Raw genomic sequence first — 18,461 nt, 5'->3', positions numbered from 1 at the left:
CTCAACCGGCATCAATAGAGACGCCCACCCAAAGCTCCACCCACCTCATGAAAAGGAGCGTCGCTTAGGCGATTTGAGGTAAGACTTCACGAACCACCCATTGGGGAGAAACCTCCCCAATGGGTGAGGTCTCCCCTATACTCATTAGAGGAGACAGGAGATGACGATGTACGCCATCGATACACTGGAATTTGCCAAGAAATTGCGCACGGCTGGGCTTGCTCAAGACCAGGCTGAAGCCATTGCCGAAGCCCATGGACAGGCGTTTCGCGAAGCTGCGGAACATACCCTGGCGACCAAGCAGGACTTGAGCAGGCATCCGACAAAAGAGGAAGTAAAACAACTTCTCGATAATGCATTGGAGCCATATGCCACCAAGCATGATTTGGCTGAGGTGAGATCTGAGCTCAAACAGGATATGAAAAGCTTAGAGTTGCGAATGACGACCCGATTGGGTGCCATGATGGTAGCAACGACAGGTATTCTGCTAGCCGCCATTCGCTTTCTATAATTTTGTCCTAAAGCGCTCCTCTATGGAGCGCTTCTCTGTCCTACAGATACTTCTTGAACGACCCCGTCGCGATACTGATCAATACCCCAAATAATGCAGCACATGGCAACAAGAAGACGTTGGGATGGATGGCAAACGGTACGCTGAGGTAGCAAATCCACCCAATCACAAAGATTGGCCCTACCATTTTCTTCGCATGATGGTACACAAAGGCAGACTCACGCCCTGCCCCAAAACGACGTAAATCACGCCTGACCAATCCATCAACAAACCCCACCAACGCTGCTAACGCAAAGAGCGGCGACGTCAATGCCAGTATTACCACCCTAGTGAGGGTCATTAACGTTACGTAGATCGCTGCCTGTACATAGTCAGCAACAGCTCCAAGCCAACCACCACTGGTGCGGTTACTCTCCAGCAAGCCCACAATGCCTGTTTTTACAAAGCTCCATTCATACACCAGCCCAACGAAAGAGGTTGCAGCCTCCACCGGCCGAGAGACGATGAGTGAACGACTAAACTCCGTATCCAGCCATCCCATTTCTCGTTCCATCGTAACGCGAGCGTGCTCAGCCCCAGGCTGTGACCACCACTGGAAGTAGATGCCAACCCACTCAATCAAGATGGAGCAAAAGAGCGATACAAACAAAATGGCTAATAATTGAAAGGGTATGCCTAGCGTTTTGGAGAACAGCCCCCCGCGCTTTTCTTGTGTACGTTTAGCTGAGTCAGTCGCCATCAGTACTCACCTTTTACCGCGTGCATCAACGTCAACGTATTACTCATTCCAGGCCGCATCTTCGCGCTCCTCTAGTTCACTCCCCGCGATGCCCCCCGGCGGCTGATAGAGAGCTACACGGTTTCCATTCTGAAACTCAGCAGGTACCTGAAAGTTTACCGGCGGTGGCATCACTTCCTCCCACCAGCGATCCCCCGTGCTGTACTGACTGCGCATACCCTCAGCAATGTCATGGATATTACTAGGAATGTTTTCGCCCTTATCCGGCAAAGGCAAAGGCATACGAATCTTCCAGAGCTGCCCCCCTTCCATCAGTGCAAAGCATTGCCCCTTCGGAAGGCTCACCACATCAGCGGACTCAAGCATTGGCACTTGCACCGTACTAATACGATCTCCACCGGAACTAGTAAAGTCGACGCCCGAATCAACATCTGAGCTATCACCAGCCATTGACACCATCATTCGGCTAGCCACATTCACTTTACGGAGCTGATCAGTCAGCGTGCGAGCAGTACGCTCTTCCCGTACTCGCAGCATAAAAAGGTTATTAAAGTTACCAATAACCTGTCCCGCTTTCGCAGCATTACCGATCCGTGCCTCAATATCAGAAATCGTCTGGGTATAGGCCGTTACCTGAATGCCTGCACCACCGCCTTTGTTTATCAGCGGAATGAATTCATCGCCCATTAACTCGTTAAACTCATCGCAGTGCAGGTTGATGGCCACCTTCCCCGACTGACCTCCAGCAATCTCTGGCAGGCCATCATCAACGCCATGCTTATAGATATGGCCCGCTACGGACACCAGGTCGGCAAACATTGAGTTTCCCACCGCCTGGGCAACCTCAAAGTCCGACATAGCGTCGAGAGCTACATAGACAATGCCACGCTTACGAATAATTTGTTGCCAATCAAAAATAGGACGGGGATCTTCGAGGTCGTGATAGTCGGGAGACAGTAGTTCAGCAATCCGTCCTGACGTCAGTTTCTCAAGCAATGGCAATAGCGACGCCACGATCTTATCGAAATAGGTCTTGTCATAGCGCACCGCCGACCGTAAGCCTTCTAGAACCACATCACGAATTTTGACCTGCTGCAGATACTGCTCAATGGCGACGACGCGTTTATCACGCCCCTTCATAGCCAATGGGATATTCTTGTCATTTAGCTGGCTTTCGATACCACTGATGACCTCCCATGCATTCGGGTGGTGCTTTGTTAACGTATCCTGGGCATATTCAATCAGGACACCATCGATGTTCACAACGTCAGTCAGTATCTGCTCGTAGTTTGGTCGTTGTCCTAACGCATGCCTAGCACGTGCAACAATGTTGACGAAACGCCAGGCAAATTCTCTGAAAGCGGCACTGTTTCCCTCCCCAGATAGCTGTCCAGCGATTCGAGTCGCCACTTCAGAAATACGCCCAAAGCGCCCAACGGCATTGTAGCGAGCGCTCATCTCCGGAAAGCCAAGGTGAAACACGTAAAATTCATCGCCGCGACCAGCACGCAGCGCTTCGATATACATGCGAATCATCAGATCAGCATCACCCTTCGGGTCAAAGCAAATTACCACCTCGTTCGTAGAGCGTGCGATATCCTGCGTGATCATCGTTTCAGCCAATCGGGTTTTACCGACCCTGGTGGTCCCCTCGACGAGCGTGTGGCCGACTCGCTCGCCCAGCGGGAGCCTGACATCAATTTCTTTCCACTCAACAGCATGTAACGCCGCAATACCACCAACGGGCGGCAATGGTCGGAATGGATTTAAGGCGCTGTCCGCGCTCAACAAACGAATGACAAAGTAGAGTGACCGCACCCGCTCTAACCGGTTTTCCATCCGGCGCGCCCAACGATAAAGCCCGGATGGCTTCACATATTGCGCAGCCTCTGGCTGTTGACTTTCGTGCAGACGCTGTGTGTGTTTAGCTTCCCATCTGAACCCCTTTCCCAACCACAGGCTACGCGTACTCACTGGTATCTGGTCACTTCGAAGGGCAAAGCGAGGCAGGCGACGCATGTTGCGGCGATAACGCAACACAATCCAGGCCTGCCTGCCGCGATACACGCCAAACGATAAAAACCCTACCCCCATCCCCATACCAACGCTGGGTATCAACGCGAGAGCCCAGGGAGCAAATACACATAAAAGCGCGCACATTACGCAGACAATCGCGGTATTTAACTCCACAGCTGGGCGTAACAGCGCCTCCAAGGGATGTTGTTGCTTCAAGGCTGCTGCTCCCCCAGATGCACAAGCACTAGATGTGCAATTTCATTTAGCACCCCTTGTGCGGCCATATTCGCCAATATTGCGTTGTAGTGCGCCTCATCGTAACGACACGCTGAGTCAAATCCCCTGAAAAGCTTCACCAAGTCCTCATCGTCACTGAGTGGTCTGTTGCGAAGTACCAGTATCAACCCACATAGACGTCGGTCGCGCCCTTGATAGATTTTAGGGATCGCATCCTTTCCGAAGCTCGCAAGCGTCTCCTCAATATCGTGCCAAACCTCAGCCGGCAATACCTCTAGGGCAACATCAATCACCAGTGCATCCAGCCGATCAATGGAGCTAATCTGTCGAATCAGTGCATCTTCATTGAGTGGTCGTTGGAGCTTTCGAAACGAAAGGCCCGCCATCATCAGCAAGCGAGCAGCAAGTAACCGGCGTTCATCTTCGGCAGGTAGGGCAGGAAAATGGCCGATCACAGGAACATCTAGAGAGTCAAAAGCAGTGGTTGGTAGTCGAAGGGGCATAGAAATGTTCCTCACTGCTCAATACGAGTCGCGGTAATCAAAACAGGGTAGTGAGATAGGCCAACGCGTCCGGCAAGGTCATCGCCTGCGACAGGTCGGAGCTCAAGCCCTGGAGCGGCATTGCGCAGCCGCTCCATGCCTTCGGCACCCTGAACGTTTACCACTAAGCCCACTGCATACATGGAGCGAAGAATATCGCCACGTTGTTCCAGCCATTTCAATGAGAGATCATCATCTCCGACTAAAAAAAAGGGGGTTGTCCCCGCAGGCAACTCAAGCGACCGTGCCTCCGCACGCCCGGGTGTTAATGTTTCACTTACAACAGGTAGCATATCCAACTCACTGATCGACAACGGTTCCTGGGGCTCTGATACATACCCCTCTGACTCAGGAACACCTGCCATTCCGATGGCCACAAAATACGGGCGAGCAGGCTCTCCCCCATGATCAGCCACAACCGTCAATTCCGGCATTAAGTCAGCGGCCACATCCCCCACCTCTGACTCACTTGGCATCAGTTGGGATTGCGCCATCATCGGTGTACTGACAACTATCACGGCAAACACACCTGCGAATGACATAGCCATTCTTATTCGTTTCATAAAGCAATTCCTTGGTTATTGAGCCGCCACCAGTCGGTCCCAACGCACATGCGGGTCAATCCATGACACGGGTTCTGCGGGTTCTGGCTCCGACGGAGACACCCAATTAAGAGAATGATCAATAGCAATCGGCTGGTATTGCTCAGATACAGAAGCAAATGAAGATTGAGGGGTTGAGCTATATTGTGATGCTGCAGAGGCATTAATCTCCTCTACAGAAGCAAACTGAACTTGGAGTCGGCCCGTTGAACGTTGAAAAGACGGACTGCCCGCCTCCAGTTTCGCCAAGTTGGCGGCGATAGCTCGCCGATACCGGGCAGCGGGAGCGCCGCCCGCTGGACGATGGTAGCGACCAGCGGCTACCAGCCAATCACCACTGTCGTCGTAATGCTGCCGTAACAGCCTGGCAGCCTCCTCCAAGTTCGCATACGGCTCAAGTGCATCACAGTGATGCACAAATCGGTGTCCAGCCCCAAATAATTGCGGTTGCCATCGAACATTGAGCTGAGCAATACCTACATCGATGATCTCTGTTTCAAACAGTGCTCGGAATAGCGCGTCACATGCCTCATCTCGCGTTGCAAAATGGTACCCCTTACCCGCAATATTCAGCGTCCATGGCCATGGACGAACGCCGTGATCAAGCTGAACCTTAGACTCATTAAGGGCAACGGCGTAAAGGATCTCCGGGGGAACACCATGCATATCGGCCGCCAAGTGATATGCCTCCGGGATATCCGTAGCAGCTGCAGCTGAACTCAAACCTGACAGGCAAAAGGCATACAGAACAGACTGCCGCTTAAGCGTTCTCCCCATCCTCCGAATAAAAACGTTGAATGCGTTCACGGCTACCTCCACTACTGAGAAAAAACCTGAGGAACGCTCTCAATCGTTACGCCTAGTGACGGTTGTACACGCCCATGATTAAGGGTGATTTCGCGACTCTGAACACGGCTGACAGGTACAGAGTGCTCTCGCGCCCACGCACGGATCTTGCTGTCATCACTGTCCGTTCCGATGACAAAAATATCCATGCTGACACCGCTCGACAGCAATTCTGCTATCGTTTGATCACAACGAGTACAACCGTCTGCAGCAACATGAACGCTCACCCGTGGAGGGTTTTGAGTCTCGGGAAACAAAGAGCTGACACGGTGCCCATCACTCTCAAGAAACGGATTGATCGGCATATCATCTGGATACATGCGAGCCCAGGCTTCGTCATATGCATGTTGAAATGCCAGCTCACGCTCTACCCTCGCTTTCTCGATCTCTACGAGCAGCTCGGCATAACGTCGACGCTCCTGTGCAGTTTCGGCCTCGATTCCCAACGCCGTCACTGGATCCAGGTTTGGCGACCAAATGCCACGTAGCCCCTCCATCAATTGCTCGTAGCGTTCCAGCTCCCGCTCATTGAGTCCCCACTCTTTAGCCTCAGTGCGAAGCGAACTTTTTTCCTCAGTCTCTTCCACTGATAGTTGCTCCAGAACAGAGGATGATTGAGCGAGGACTTGCGTTGACACCATGGAGACCATGGCTGCCCCAATGGCCAATCCCAAAACTCGCGTTGAAGCAGGATTCATTTGATCACCCCTCTCATCCCTCAATTGTTTCATGGCAGTGGTACCGTCACGCTGCGCCCCCGGTAGTAAAACTCAGCAGACGAGCTACCGATGTTGACGAGCTGCCACTCTCCTTCGGAATCACGCTCACCCAACAATTTCACATCACCCAGCGAGTTCACCGGCCCGCTCGCAATACTCAAGAAATTCCGACCACCTCGGAATTCCACACCTGAAATACTAAAAGGCGGTCGGGCTGGAGATACAGGCCTTGTCGATGTTTGCGATTGCGAGGTTGATCGAGCTGCCAAACGCTCTGCTTCTGCTTGCGCTGAAGCCGCCCGCCGCGCCTCATCTCGAGCGAGCTGAGCCTGCTGTTCAGCTGCCTCAACAGCGGCCTCCGACTCCTCCAGCTTGTTCTCTAACCGCTCTGAGAACGCCACCATCTGTAATTCCACCTGAGAACTGAACTGGTTAATTCGCTGTTCCAATGCATCCATGCGAGTTTCATAGCCGTTCAGGCCTTCCAGATTTTCACGTAGTACATCGCCCCCCTCATCCAAGCGTTTCAAGCGTTCTTCAAAGCCCTCAAACTGTGTCAGCCGCTCTTCTATGAGTAGAAGATCTGCTCGCGTGCCAGCTACATCCATCTTCAAATTCTCGAATTTCTCCTCACCACTGCTCTCCCCCCGTATCAGTGCAACTAAAATGAGGAATCCCCCCACGAGAACGACACCGCCTACCCCAGCTTTGACAGGTAACGGCATCTTCGAACGAGATTTAACACGAGACTTACCGCTGCTTTTCGGCTTCGGCGGATGATCATCATGCTCAGCAACAATCGTATCTGGAGACTCATCGTTAGAGCTGTTCATTGCTCACCTCACGACTATCTTCTCCCTCACCAGCAGCGCGATAGACTACGTCCCAGGTTTCAACGGTTCGAATGTCACGCTGCTGATAGCAGGCTTCACGCAGTACCGGATCGATTTCCAGCTCCCAGGCATCACCTGCTAGTACCTGCAGCGCCTCACGTAGCGACATTGGCCCTAGGTGGTAATGCGTGGCTGGCAGGGGGCTGTTGAACAGCAGGCGCTGGTTATTTTCCTGACCAGAACACAGTGAAATACCCGTATTCTTTAATGTGTATCGGATTCCATCGCCAACCGTAGTGACAACGCTCGGCGGGATACGGACATGAATGGTTTGTTCGAGCAAATGACGCTGGCCTAAAGGCGCACGAGTGGTCACAAGTTGGTAACGTCCTGTACGCAACACCTCAACGGGGATCAGATCCTGGCTGTAGACATCTGGATCAACGATGCCGGTACGCGGAGGGTTTGGGCCGGTAATGACCCGATGTTCACGACGCACAAGATCAGGCTCTCGCTTAGGGGTAATTTCAAGTGATGTTGCCGCATCAACAGTCCTGGAATCGGTCGTGGGTGTGGTTTGGTGGTGGGCACATCCGGCCAGTAAAGCAGCAGCCAGACCACTGGTAATCAAACGGAGGGGGAAACGCATCAAGTTGGCCTCGTGATGACACTGAACAGAATCTGTCTCACGGTGCCGCTAGCACGGGAAAGGGTCGATAAGAAATGTTAATCGGAAGGATGAAGGAAAGGGGATGTATTGACGCAGTACAAACTAAGGCGCTCCGTTGGAGCCCCCCAGCCTGAATTATGTGAATCACGACGAATCGAAGAGTATGCACCTACCTGCCGGTGGGTAGCTCAAGATAGCTTGCCACAATGATTGTCATTTCAAACATGTCCCTCATAGCCATGTACTGAAACAACCCACACCCGATCCTATGGTGGCGTTGATCGGCATATCGTACTTAACGATTTTGCGCGGCTTCTCCCCGCACAAACGGATCCCATTGGTTAAGCGGCGGGCACCGCCAATGTGAAGACAAAGTCAGTCCGGCCAGCAAACAATCCCTAACAGTAAGAGACAGTTTGCTGGCCGGACTGAACAGTTAGTGCAGAGTGGTCAACGCACCAGGTTGACCTACGACAAATGAACCACAAATCCCCTCAACAGTGCAAAGTGGTGGCCATCGATCTGGCAGCGGGGACGTCTCCTTGCATGTGGTTTGGGAGACTTCGGGACCGAGAGTGTCAGAGCACTCAAAGGGCGTTACTGATGACCGACAGTAACCAACGGGGTTCGCCGCTATTATGGCACCCCAGTCACATTGGTCAACATTTCAACAACTCGCTGAGAAAGCATTTTTACTAAGGGAGCCACAAAACATGAGAATATTAAGTAGAACGCTTTGCTGCTGGTCGGCGTTTATCATTACCACGCTTGCTATTATTCCCGATGTTGATGGTTCCCTTGCATTCGGGATGACGGCTACATCCCCAGAAGGGTCCATTCCCCCCCTTGCGCTTCCGCATGGGAGATCCACACAACGGGCACTTCTTGGATGGCTGTTGCGGTAGCGCCATCGTCACGCCAGACGCATGTTGAACCAGTTTGGTAATCAAGGCTTCTTGACGTTCCATAAACGCCTGTAGGCTCAAACGTCCTGCTTCAACTTCATCCAGCGATTGCTCCCAAAGTGCGGTCATGCCAGGAGCGGTCAATAGCTCCGGCAACGCCCCAATCAGCTGCTGGCCAGTTGGCGTTGAGCGCAATGCACGTTTTTGGCGTTTTAAAAAACCACGTTTGATAAGTGTTTCAATAATCCCGGCACGTGTCGCTTCCGTCCCAATACCTGCTGTCGCCTTGAGCTGAGCCTTCAGCGTCTCGTTTGGCTCGAAACGCGCAATATTCTTCATTGCAGCAATTAGCGTGCCTTCCGTGAACGGCTTGGGTGGCGTTGTCTGCTTGGTCAGCGTATCAAGAGAGCGGACAGGACAAACCTCACCCTGTGACAACACTGGTAACGCCTGGCTACTTCCCTCTTTACTCTCCTCATCGTCCTCACTGGTCACACGTGGAAAAAGATCACGCCATCCATCTACTTTTACCTGTCGCCCCGTCGCTACAAAGTTCTCTCCCTCAAGCTTTACGACTACATCTGTCTGATCATACTCATGCTGAGGCATAAACTGGGCGAGATAATGCCGCCGAACCAAATCGTAGAGATTTCGCTCCGGCTCGCTCATGCGTGATAAATTGCAAGGAGACGTCGTAGGAATGATGCCATGGTGCGCGGTAATTTTACTGTCGTTCCATACGCGACTCTGACGCGTCATATCCAGCCGGTTGCGAAGCGGCTGAAGCGACGAATCCGATTGCAGTAGCGCCGTCACAACCACCTCCGCTTCGTCCAGCATCGACTCTGGTAAGTAGCGGCAGTCGGTCCGAGGATAGGTTGTCGCCTTATGGGTCTCATACAGTGCCTGTGCAATATCCAGCACTTGCTGGGCCCCATAGCCATAACGCCGCGATCCCTCCTGCTGCAATGTCGCCAAGTCAAACACCAACGGCGGAGCTTCTTTCTTTCGGGCTGTTTCAAGGTGAACAATACGCCCTTGGCCATTCGTTGCCCGCTGGACCAGTGATCGTGCGGCCTGCTCATTGATACAGCGCCCTGCATCATCAAGTAGGGAGTCATCTCGCGGCTTCCACTTGGCGCTGAATACACCACCCTCAGCGTTAAACTGACCCACGACCTCCCAAAATGGCTTTGGCACAAAGTTCGCAATCTCACGATCGCGATCTACTACTAAACGCAGCGTAGGGGTTTGCACACGCCCAACCGACAGCACACCATCATAGCCGTGCTGCTGTGCCAGCACTGTGAAAGCGCGAGTCATATTCATACCGACCAACCAGTCAGCACGACTGCGCCCAAGCGCAGCCTGGTAGAGCCGTAAGGTTGAATCGCCAGGTCGAATATCGGCCAGAGCTTTACGGATTGATGGCTCGTTCATTGCCGATACCCAAAGACGTGTCACCGGCCCTCGATAGCCGCAGTAATCCAGTATCTCACGGGCGATGAGTTCACCTTCCCGCTCAGCATCGGTGGCTATCACCACGGATGATGCTTCTTTGAGTAGCTTTCGGATAAAATTGAATTGCTTCTTGGCACTCGCCTTGATTTCAAGCTTCCAATCAGTCGGCACAATAGGAAGTAACTCAAGTGCCCATCGCTTATAAGCAGGATCGTAGGCCTCAGGAGGAGCTTGCTCCAGCAAATGACCAAAAGCCCAAGTGACGATAGCTCCAGCACCTCTCAGACAACCGTCGCCTTTCTGGTTTGCCCCCAAGACACCAGCAATATCCCTCGCTTGAGACGGTTTTTCACAGAGAAAAAGTCGCATATTTATCTCCCATTAGATGATAGGAGACAGGATCAAGGAGTGAGGCACGGTGATGAAGAAGAATCCGTAATACCGGATTGAGTGATTTTGGCCGCCCTCCCATAGCGATTAAAAATGCTAACTGGTTGATGAGGTGCCACTTACCGTAGTGGCTCGACGTTCAACGTCGGCTTCGGTAACGAGTCCACGTCGGGGTCACGGAATTGATCGCGGAGGGAGTTACTGAATGTGATGTCTGTCATAACATTTACTTCTCTTAGGAATATTTCAGATGATCGCGAAGCGACTGAAGCGACGAATCCGATTGCAGAAGCGCCGTCACAGCTACAACGACTAACGTCGAACACATCACCCCTTCCCGATTTTCTCAGCCACGGCCATAACATCACCGAAACGAAAGAGCATCTGTGTGCCACTAGAGCCACTACCCTGCACCATTGGCTGAGGCGGAGTATTGCCTCGCAGGTCTTTCCCAAGACGCAACGCCTCCTTGAGTTCAGAAACACTCACACCTAGGAGTCGGGCAGCATTAAGTATTCCAATACGCTCACTGCTCAGATCTTTCGGCATATTCTCTATTCCCCATATAAATCACCCAATCCCCTGGGTGCCTTCGAACTCACGATACCCAAGCCGTGCCCGTTCGCTGGCATTCAGTTCATGAACCCAGTCCTTGAGCTCATACACAGACTTCTGTGCTATCAGATCAAATTGAGGATGCGTACGGTCAACCGTCTCCATTCTCAGCGTCCCCAGTCCAAGTAACCGCTGAACCAGCGACCGAAAGGCTGTCAGGTCACGCACCCTCACAAGTTCAATCTGATCCCGCCGCCGACTAAGGATCCCGACGGTATAGCGAAGTCGACGATTTGTGAACTCGTATGTAGCCGTCTTCAATTCTAGAAGGCGAATAAGTGGCTGTAGCAAACAGAGGCACCAAACGCTTCCTAGCAGCCACCAAAACCAAGTGTCATTCGGAAAACGATCACCAATTATTTCAGCCAGTAGATTCGCACCCCACGCCACCTCAACGTAGAACTGGATCAGCAACCAGGTAATGGCCACGGCGACTATCAGGTAAAAGATCGCCATAGGGATCACAGCCCGTGCAGAAGGCTTCAGTACTTTAAGCGTCACTTCTTCAGTAACCCATTTTTCGTTAGTAGGACGACTGATACTATCCTGACTGTGACCCATCACCATCCTCCTGTTTACCTCAGTACCGTGTCGAACCGCTGCTGCAGTGCAGCTTGCATCTCATCAACGTTATATGTGAGTGTTCCACTCGGCACAAATTCAACATTGATACGCGAACCACTGCCACTGCGCTCTAACTGAGCCTTGAGTATGATCAGGTGTTCACGTCCATCAATCATCTGACGCTCATAATCGCTCAGACGATAGAAAGACCCTGGATTAGCATCATGATGATACGCAACATCGCGCTGCGCCATGCGATCACTCAGGCTATCCAAGAAATCCGAGGGTGCACGGAAACGAAATCCAGAACGGAGTCGTGCGTAAGCTGTATCAACATCGACCTCTGACTCAATACGAAAACTTCCACGACCGTTGCCAGTAACATCCTCCGGTACCTTCTGGACCGGTTGCCCACTTGCTACCGCTTGCTCTTCGAGGCCCGGGTTTTCATTTGGGTCGTAATTAATCGGCTCACCCGTGATTGGGTTATTAATGCAGGTTAAGCAGTGACTACCTGAGTAGACATGATCAGTAGTCGCACAACCTGAGATGGCTACAACCACTAAACCAGCCCCTACTAGATGAGTCCAACGCATTGCTTGAATAGTCATTGTTGCCCACCATCTTCCATGCTTGGTTGCGGGTTCATCGGGTATTGACTTGATGGTGGGTGCTGATGCTGCTGATGCATAGGCGGCTGGGGAACTTGGCCTTCATTTTGAACAGGAGGTGTCTGCTGCTCCTGGTTTGGCCTTGCCTCCATAATCACCTGACTGACACGAAACGGCAGAATACCAACCCGATCTCCCATTACCTTAAATGCCGGTTGAGGTACGCCGTCTTTCTCCCAACTGCCATCAACCATCCGTCCAGATACCAATACGCGTTGACCGCGTTGGTATAACGAAGCCCACTGCTCAACGTAGCGCCCCCAAATCTCGACATCCGACCAAAAACCACCTCGATCAACCATGCCGTTGTCACTAGGCATTAAGTTATCAAATCGAACGTTCAGCCTCAGAACACCGCGTGGTGGTTGATTACCATTGCCTGGGAACATTTTGAGTACTGGGTCTGACCCAATATTCCCCTCGCCGAAAAATCGCGTGCCCATTTAAAGATCCTTGTGTTGATTGGTGAATCACCAATGTCGCGCCAAGGAGCTCGACTGTCGTCGGAAAATATTAATAGCGTGATGTCATGATTCTTTATCTCGATTAAACAGACTCTCAGCCCTCTCCATCCGTTTAATGATCTTGCGTAAGTTACGCAGCTCTTGATTGACCATTCCCGCACGACCATTAAACGAGCATCGCTTCATTTCGATATCAAAAAGCTGTTGTCGCATCGGTTCAGCAAGATCTTGCCGCAGCATCGCACCTTCAAAGAGCGCATCCCCCATTTTTTTCAGCCCCTTGTCACGCCACCTCAAATAATGAGTTCTCCGCCCTTGGTCCCCGTGTCGTTTAATGGCAATGCCTATGGAGTACAGCCAAGGGTTGTACTGCTGCTCAAAGTTAATGGCTTCTTGGTTCATAGCATCAGACTCCGACATCAACTCATCCCGTAGCCTAAGGATTCCCCCCTTACCCTTATAAAAAGGTTTTAAAAGGCCCTTTGCGTAGGGATTTGGTGGGAGCTCTGTGTTGCTACCTGGTGGAAAATCATTGTTAGATTGCATCGCAATGGCCATCATGTTGTTCATTCTCGAGTTCAGAGTTGGTCAGTGTTAGGGTCAACTTCTGCAACTTTTCCGCCTACAGCACTACCTAATTAAAATTGATTCCAGTGGAATCACCTGTCAGCGCTCTCATTGCCACCCAATTTCCTAATTAAAATTGATTCCAGTGGAATCACCTGTCAGCGCTCTCATCGGCACCCAATTTCCTAAGTAAACTCTATACCCCCCGGCATAACTCACTGCCTAGATCACACTTCATAATTAGTCTTCGGCCAGTTCATCGTCATCGTTCAAGTCTGCATACAGGTCTGGCTCTCCCTGCTGGGCATTACCTGTTGCAGTACTCCCATGCTCAAGCTCTGGCTGAGCTGTTGTAGATGCTGCTGCAACTTTTTTTACCTCTGAGGGAGCTGTAGATACTGGCTTCTGGATCGGCGGTGCATAGGGGCTACGCAGCGTACCCTCCAATATCTCTTTGGGGAGATCGCCAAATTTTTCACGTGCGTCACGGGCCTTAGCATTGTTGGCGGCAAAGTCGTCTCGGGTCACACCGCTATAGCCAAAGTAGCGCTGAGGGAAAGCACACATACTGCGTAAGGCGTGATTTGCTGACCGCAAAAGATCAAATGCATCATTGCGAGAGATCAGAGCCACATGGCTTGCTAGAAGAATGTTGCGTGCAAGCCGGTCAAAATCGATCAGCAGGCGCAACGCTAACCAACCTTGTTGCCCGCCGGTATACACGGGTGTCGTAAACGGTTTCTGGTTCACGTTTTCTTCGATTGAGAGTTCTTCGGGGATCTGCTGGAGGAGATTTTCTGAATCTGCCAGGAGCTGATCCACCACCTTCCGAACATCCTCTATTTTGGCATCAATCTGAAGCATCCAGTGGTCAGCATAAGGATCGTCACGGGTCACGTTGCGCTGTATGGCACCTGTCAAAAATAGAAATTGCCGCATCCCAATAATCTGAGGCTTGCCAGACTCAACGCCGCGCCCCCACCAGAGCCTGGTCGCGTGGTACGTATGCAGACTCAAGTTAATCTTGCTACGCAACGCCCCCATTGAATTCATATCTACAGCCATATCCAGTCTCGCTCTCGCGCTTGTTGGGTTTGCTCGACACTGCCCCATGGGCATATCACGATCCACCCAAAAACTTAATTCCAGCCAAGTAAATAAAAATAACTTTGTAAATAACTTGGGCTGCTTGCTTTAGCCATTGCGGTGTCTATCGCAGCGAAGGCGGCACATCATCTCGCTTGAGCCCCACTGCTTTCATCATCATCTCCCGTGCCGCACGTGCAGTTTGTTTCGCCTGCTGTTGTGCTTCGGGCGACACAGCTGGCTTGGACGCTTGGGAACTTTGCGCCGATGCCGGTTGTGAACGGTCGGGTCGACTTACGGGGTTCTCTTGCTCTGAGGCGTCTTGGATATACCGCTCCCCTCGTCGTTCTGCTTGCTGTTGCGCATGCTTGGTGGGCCGAAACTCACCTGCTGCTGCTCGCTTGATTAATGTGTGCAGCAGGCCCATGGGACTAGAGCTCTTGCCGACAGCGACCTTTCCGGCGGTTTCATCCAGCACTGCTTGCTGGAGATCGAACGGGAGTTTCTCGATCGAATGGAGAATCGAATGGCGTTCTCCAGAAGGGATCTCTAGTTTGTCAGACCAGAACAGTTTCCGCTCCTCACTGCTCTGACTCCCCTTACAAGTACGTAAGTTATTATAACTACTACGTACTGTAGTAAGGGCTGAGTTCGCTAGAGGAACTAAGCGGTAAGCGCTTGATTTTAGACTTAGTTCTCTAGAAGAACTGGGGGTAGTCCGAGTAGAGAACTGGCTTAGTTCGCTAGGAGAACTAAGGGGTAAATCCTTGTTTTTCGACTGAGTTCTCCTAGAGAACTGGGGTAGATCGTTGGAGAACTGCCCAGATTCCCCCTTGTGCTGCATTTCCTGGAAGCGTTGAGCCCGGTGATTCAACCGATCATCAATGGATCGAGAGGCTGTCGTCACTTGGCGAGTATTTCTATCTGTGTTGTCCTCTATGGCATACCCTTGTTTCAAGAGATCAATGCGAACCGCTTCAGCCACTTCACGGACAGCTCTATGATTGTGCCGCAGCGACATTTCGACAAACTTGAAATACTCTCTATCGAGGATACTGGCATCGGCGGGGTTTACCGGTTCATCGTGCAGTACGTAAACGTTGCCGATCACCCGCCCGTTAGTTTCGTGGCGTGCCCGATGACTAAGGCTCAGCCAGCGCGTGAGCCGTAGTATGGCCATCACTCTAGCCACGGTACCTCGTGAGGCTTGAGTGCCAATGCTGCTTCTGAGCAACGGTTGGAGATCATCGTAGCTCGGAAACGCCGTGGTTCGGTCCGCGTTGCATAACATGCGAATCATCTGCCAGCCAAGAACATCAACCGCTCCCAAACGGCGGTCGAGCAACAACCCTCTCGGCACTGTCTCATGGACATTTCCGAGGAACAGCAGTCCATCGGTGGGGTCATCGTTACCTTGCTCGAACGCCGAGGCGTGATTGCCTCGGCGCTGTGTCATGGTAGATGCCGCTCGACCGATCAGAATTTCCCAGTCTTCTATGCGCGACATGCAGGCCCTCTCGGCAACTGGTTATTGGGAGCTTCCTCATCAGGATCTTTAGAGGGATCGGCATTTACCCAGCTTTTAACCAAACTCCAAATCGCCGTCAGGGTGAGGCCTGTTTCTTCTGCTAACGTCAGCATGCCGGTCAGGTCGTCGGGGGCAAGCAGGGGGTCTTGTGCATCAGAGGAAATCTCTTGCCAACGGTGCCAGGCTTCATGTTCCTCCTCCTCTGGAGGAAGCGCTTGGCGCCCTGGGCGTGTTTCAAGATTCAGCATGAGACGACGTGTCGAGCAATCATTAGGCGTTAAACCGAAAAATTTCGACATCATGGCCACACTAGCTCCCAGTTCGAGACACCTATCAATCTGCGATTCACGGTCTTGATCTTGGGTTAACCTACGAATCCGTGCATGAAGCATTTCGTGATCCACCTGTACACGACATATCGCCTGTTTTTCTCTGGCCAGCTCTTCGAGATCACTGGCCGACAGGCGACGCAGTTCACGAAGTTCACTCTCGGTAAACCCCAGTGACCTAGCACGGCTCATATTGCCCTCGCGAATGAAAACGATGACTTGGTTGAGAATGGCGAATGTCACAGATTGGCTACTCATGATGCATCCTCCTCGTCACGCTTGATCTCTTCGCGCAGGACGCGAACTAGGCGAACCATGCGGTAGAAACGGACCAGCAATTCATCTGGTAACGCATCCTCGTCACTGTTGGTTCCTAACAGCTCTCCGATCAGAGATGCATCTGGGTACATTGGATGAAGTGGTTCTCCAGCCAAACTGGCTAGCAACTGCCACATTTTTTGTGCACGTGGAGACTGGGATTGCTCATCGGATAACGGCTCTAACTGGTAACCCACTCCAGTGTTGGAAGGCTGTACTGGGTACAGCTCGTCCCCTGGCTTGCAGAATCCCGCCCAACGAGCGAGCCCTTGAGCAAACTGGTTGATCTGTACACGCAGGTCCCTAGGAGCCAAATACTGAGGTTCAACGGTCCAGATATCAGTGACTGGATAAACCGGACCACCTTCAGGGCCGTCGCTCATGAGTGGGATACTACGAACAGCATTGGCCTCAAAATTAATAGGTTCACCGCCTTCCTGGCGAGCTAGCATCTCACGCAGATTCCGGTGCCCTTCTGATTCATGAACCGGTGAGAGGGTCTGATCGGCAATGCGCTGCTGCCGCTCTTCGTCGCTTAACGACAACACTGCGTCCCCCTCAGCATCGTTATCGTTGCTATCCTGCTCACTAGAACGTGGGACACTGACCTCGCTGATCATCGAGGTCGGAGGCACTACAGCTTGTTCCACTAGGGATGCATTCTCTTCCTGCAGCTCCGCTAGCTTTCGGCGCAGAGCAGCAAGTTCGTCATTCTCACTATCGCCGCCTTGGTCTTTCTCTGAAGCCTGGAAAGAGAGAGTGCTATCACCAACCTCTTGTGCTGATTGGGGTTCTACTACCTGCTGAAGCGTCGCCGTCTTCGTACTGTCCGTACTGTCGGGCTTTGCTTCTGGCAACGGTGGATAGGTGGTTCTTGGAATTCCCTCCGCACGGCCCAACTCTACATCCAGAGGGCCCCAGATCTGATCGCGATGTTCCTCTAGTGAGTAGCGGCGTTGGCGATACTCAAGAATGGTGCTCAAAGCATGATCCAGAGGGGCCAAGTGAACCTGCATTTCGGCCTCAAGCATGCCTAAAAGTCGGTCTTCGACGATCGACCACGGGAGAACATCTTGATCCTCACGATCAAATTGGGACATGGTCGTGTGCCAGGCCCCTGCGAAATCCTCCTTCGGCTTAACCTCGCAGTACACCCAAATCTGCAGCGTGGCTTCACGATAACGGATAGCCTTCTCGACTTGTGGTTTTCCCATACCGCTTTGCAGCGTTAGAGGTAGCGTTGGCCAGAGGTGCTCCAGGGTGTAGAGCATCTTGCTAATATGGCTCTGGTTAATCGTATACCCCAGCCCCTGGGCAATCGATACCAGTTCGCGCTGTGAGAATGACTGATCCGCCTCCTGCTCCAGCTCCTGCTTCAGCTCCTGCAGCCCCAAGCACTTCTCAATCCAGCTCAGATCGCCTCGGTTTTCATTTTCAGAGAGGTGGCCCGCCATGGCCGCCGCTTCTGAAATCCACGGCCTGAAGATGGCATGGAACCGGTAGTACTTCTCATCACCTGTCTCAGCGTAAAGCTCTGTCAGGATCTCCAGGCGAGTGTTGCCGCCATCAGAGATCATGTACAGATCATCACCGGGCCGCTGAGTCAGAACTGGAGCATGCTTCAATCCAGCGGCGCGAATCGACGCCTTGATCTCGTCATATTTGGGGTTACGCTGACTACGAGGGTTCCGGTCATAGGGACGCACATCGTTTAGAGTGACCTCGATGCCCATCTCGCGCAGGGGAGCCCCTAGGCTCTTAACAGGCTGGCTTTTGAGCGTTGGGCCTGGCTGCTGTAATTTTTGCAGGATTTCGTTCTGCGACATATGTTTCTTACTCATTGGATGT

At 52.2% G+C, this 18,461-nt stretch carries 19 protein-coding genes; 1 reads left to right on the top strand and 18 read right to left on the bottom strand.

Annotated elements, in window-relative coordinates:
• The first annotated feature begins 160 nt into the window (after window positions 1–160).
• A complete protein-coding gene (locus tag CPA45_RS19050; protein WP_208858556.1) occupies window positions 161–511 on the top strand; it encodes a hypothetical protein in 351 nt (116 codons plus the stop codon).
• 40 nt (window positions 512–551) lie between these two features.
• On the opposite strand, the gene CPA45_RS19045 is transcribed toward CPA45_RS19050, so the two are convergent.
• The 18 genes from CPA45_RS19045 to CPA45_RS18960 form a co-directional block, all read right to left on the bottom strand.
• Window positions 552–1,250 (bottom strand): TIGR03747 family integrating conjugative element membrane protein, encoded by a 699-nt coding sequence (locus CPA45_RS19045; protein ID WP_096654288.1) that lies wholly within the window; start codon window positions 1,248–1,250, stop codon window positions 552–554.
• Window positions 1,251–1,289: 39 nt separating this feature from the next.
• A complete protein-coding gene (gene traD / locus CPA45_RS19040) occupies window positions 1,290–3,482 on the bottom strand; it encodes a type IV conjugative transfer system coupling protein TraD (protein ID WP_096654286.1) in 2,193 nt (730 codons plus the stop codon).
• Window positions 3,479–4,006 carry a hypothetical protein gene (locus CPA45_RS19035; protein WP_096654284.1) on the bottom strand — a complete coding sequence of 176 codons (528 nt, stop codon included), beginning with the start codon at window positions 4,004–4,006 and terminating at the stop codon, window positions 3,479–3,481. Before CPA45_RS19035 ends, traD begins: the two co-directional genes overlap by 4 nt.
• An 11-nt stretch (window positions 4,007–4,017) precedes the next feature.
• On the bottom strand, window positions 4,018–4,608 hold the full coding sequence (locus tag CPA45_RS19030; protein ID WP_244287656.1) for an integrating conjugative element protein: 591 nt from the start codon (window positions 4,606–4,608) through the stop codon (window positions 4,018–4,020).
• A 15-nt stretch (window positions 4,609–4,623) separates the two neighbouring features.
• The gene (locus CPA45_RS19025) at window positions 4,624–5,454 is read right to left on the bottom strand and encodes a lysozyme family protein (RefSeq protein ID WP_208858555.1); all 831 of its coding nucleotides are present in this window, start codon (window positions 5,452–5,454) and stop codon (window positions 4,624–4,626) included.
• Between the two features lie 11 nt (window positions 5,455–5,465).
• The gene (locus tag CPA45_RS19020; RefSeq protein ID WP_165771588.1) at window positions 5,466–6,191 is read right to left on the bottom strand and encodes a TIGR03759 family integrating conjugative element protein; all 726 of its coding nucleotides are present in this window, start codon (window positions 6,189–6,191) and stop codon (window positions 5,466–5,468) included.
• Window positions 6,192–6,220: 29 nt separating this feature from the next.
• Window positions 6,221–7,045, bottom strand: coding sequence for a hypothetical protein (locus CPA45_RS19015; RefSeq protein ID WP_096654280.1), 825 nt, complete (start codon window positions 7,043–7,045; stop codon window positions 6,221–6,223).
• Entirely contained in the window at window positions 7,032–7,694 is a 663-nt protein-coding gene (gene pilL2, locus CPA45_RS19010) for a PFGI-1 class ICE element type IV pilus protein PilL2 (protein ID WP_096654278.1), read from the bottom strand. Before pilL2 ends, CPA45_RS19015 begins: the two co-directional genes overlap by 14 nt.
• 743 nt (window positions 7,695–8,437) lie before the next feature.
• Entirely contained in the window at window positions 8,438–10,450 is a 2,013-nt protein-coding gene (locus CPA45_RS19005) for a DNA topoisomerase III (RefSeq protein WP_096654276.1), read from the bottom strand.
• Window positions 10,451–10,798: 348 nt separating this feature from the next.
• Window positions 10,799–11,020, bottom strand: a complete 222-nt coding sequence (locus CPA45_RS19000) for a hypothetical protein (protein ID WP_096654274.1) — start codon at window positions 11,018–11,020, stop codon at window positions 10,799–10,801.
• 21 nt (window positions 11,021–11,041) lie between these two features.
• Window positions 11,042–11,647 (bottom strand): PH domain-containing protein, encoded by a 606-nt coding sequence (locus CPA45_RS18995; protein WP_165771587.1) that lies wholly within the window; start codon window positions 11,645–11,647, stop codon window positions 11,042–11,044.
• A gap of 14 nt (window positions 11,648–11,661) precedes the next feature.
• The gene (locus CPA45_RS18990) at window positions 11,662–12,261 is read right to left on the bottom strand and encodes a hypothetical protein (protein WP_096654270.1); all 600 of its coding nucleotides are present in this window, start codon (window positions 12,259–12,261) and stop codon (window positions 11,662–11,664) included.
• Window positions 12,258–12,764 carry a single-stranded DNA-binding protein gene (locus CPA45_RS18985; protein WP_096654268.1) on the bottom strand — a complete coding sequence of 169 codons (507 nt, stop codon included), beginning with the start codon at window positions 12,762–12,764 and terminating at the stop codon, window positions 12,258–12,260. The genes CPA45_RS18990 and CPA45_RS18985 overlap by 4 nt, the downstream gene beginning before the upstream one ends.
• Window positions 12,765–12,848: 84 nt before the next feature.
• On the bottom strand, window positions 12,849–13,355 hold the full coding sequence (locus CPA45_RS18980; protein ID WP_096654266.1) for a DUF3158 family protein: 507 nt from the start codon (window positions 13,353–13,355) through the stop codon (window positions 12,849–12,851).
• Window positions 13,356–13,592: 237 nt separating this feature from the next.
• Window positions 13,593–14,417, bottom strand: a complete 825-nt coding sequence (locus CPA45_RS18975; protein WP_165771586.1) for a PFL_4669 family integrating conjugative element protein — start codon at window positions 14,415–14,417, stop codon at window positions 13,593–13,595.
• A 145-nt stretch (window positions 14,418–14,562) separates the two neighbouring features.
• Entirely contained in the window at window positions 14,563–15,945 is a 1,383-nt protein-coding gene (locus CPA45_RS18970; protein ID WP_096654262.1) for an STY4528 family pathogenicity island replication protein, read from the bottom strand.
• Complete coding sequence (locus CPA45_RS18965) at window positions 15,933–16,553, bottom strand: DUF2857 domain-containing protein (protein ID WP_096654260.1); 621 nt, start codon at window positions 16,551–16,553, stop codon at window positions 15,933–15,935. Before CPA45_RS18965 ends, CPA45_RS18970 begins: the two co-directional genes overlap by 13 nt.
• Window positions 16,550–18,454 (bottom strand): ParB family protein, encoded by a 1,905-nt coding sequence (locus tag CPA45_RS18960; RefSeq protein ID WP_096654258.1) that lies wholly within the window; start codon window positions 18,452–18,454, stop codon window positions 16,550–16,552. The genes CPA45_RS18965 and CPA45_RS18960 overlap by 4 nt, the downstream gene beginning before the upstream one ends.
• Window positions 18,455–18,461: the final 7 nt, after the last annotated feature.

The organism is Vreelandella nigrificans, from assembly GCF_002374315.1.
GTDB lineage: Bacteria > Pseudomonadota > Gammaproteobacteria > Pseudomonadales > Halomonadaceae > Vreelandella > Vreelandella nigrificans.
This window is presented reverse-complemented; position numbering and strand designations above follow the sequence as displayed.

Coding starts and splice junctions, on each gene's coding strand:
- CPA45_RS18980 (WP_096654266.1), bottom strand. CDS start 13,355: ATGAACAACATGATGGCCATTGCGATGCAATCTAACAATGATTTTCCA.
- CPA45_RS19035 (WP_096654284.1), bottom strand. CDS start 4,006: ATGCCCCTTCGACTACCAACCACTGCTTTTGACTCTCTAGATGTTCCT.
- CPA45_RS18995 (WP_165771587.1), bottom strand. CDS start 11,647: ATGGGTCACAGTCAGGATAGTATCAGTCGTCCTACTAACGAAAAATGG.
- CPA45_RS18985 (WP_096654268.1), bottom strand. CDS start 12,764: ATGGGCACGCGATTTTTCGGCGAGGGGAATATTGGGTCAGACCCAGTA.
- CPA45_RS19000 (WP_096654274.1), bottom strand. CDS start 11,020: ATGCCGAAAGATCTGAGCAGTGAGCGTATTGGAATACTTAATGCTGCC.
- CPA45_RS18970 (WP_096654262.1), bottom strand. CDS start 15,945: ATGTCGCGCATAGAAGACTGGGAAATTCTGATCGGTCGAGCGGCATCT.
- CPA45_RS18990 (WP_096654270.1), bottom strand. CDS start 12,261: ATGACTATTCAAGCAATGCGTTGGACTCATCTAGTAGGGGCTGGTTTA.
- CPA45_RS19015 (WP_096654280.1), bottom strand. CDS start 7,045: ATGAACAGCTCTAACGATGAGTCTCCAGATACGATTGTTGCTGAGCAT.
- CPA45_RS18965 (WP_096654260.1), bottom strand. CDS start 16,553: ATGAGTAGCCAATCTGTGACATTCGCCATTCTCAACCAAGTCATCGTT.
- CPA45_RS19030 (WP_244287656.1), bottom strand. CDS start 4,608: ATGAAACGAATAAGAATGGCTATGTCATTCGCAGGTGTGTTTGCCGTG.
- CPA45_RS19045 (WP_096654288.1), bottom strand. CDS start 1,250: ATGGCGACTGACTCAGCTAAACGTACACAAGAAAAGCGCGGGGGGCTG.
- CPA45_RS18975 (WP_165771586.1), bottom strand. CDS start 14,417: ATGGCTGTAGATATGAATTCAATGGGGGCGTTGCGTAGCAAGATTAAC.
- CPA45_RS19050 (WP_208858556.1), top strand. CDS start 161: ATGACGATGTACGCCATCGATACACTGGAATTTGCCAAGAAATTGCGC.
- CPA45_RS19020 (WP_165771588.1), bottom strand. CDS start 6,191: ATGAATCCTGCTTCAACGCGAGTTTTGGGATTGGCCATTGGGGCAGCC.
- CPA45_RS18960 (WP_096654258.1), bottom strand. CDS start 18,454: ATGAGTAAGAAACATATGTCGCAGAACGAAATCCTGCAAAAATTACAG.
- CPA45_RS19005 (WP_096654276.1), bottom strand. CDS start 10,450: ATGCGACTTTTTCTCTGTGAAAAACCGTCTCAAGCGAGGGATATTGCT.
- pilL2 (WP_096654278.1), bottom strand. CDS start 7,694: ATGCGTTTCCCCCTCCGTTTGATTACCAGTGGTCTGGCTGCTGCTTTA.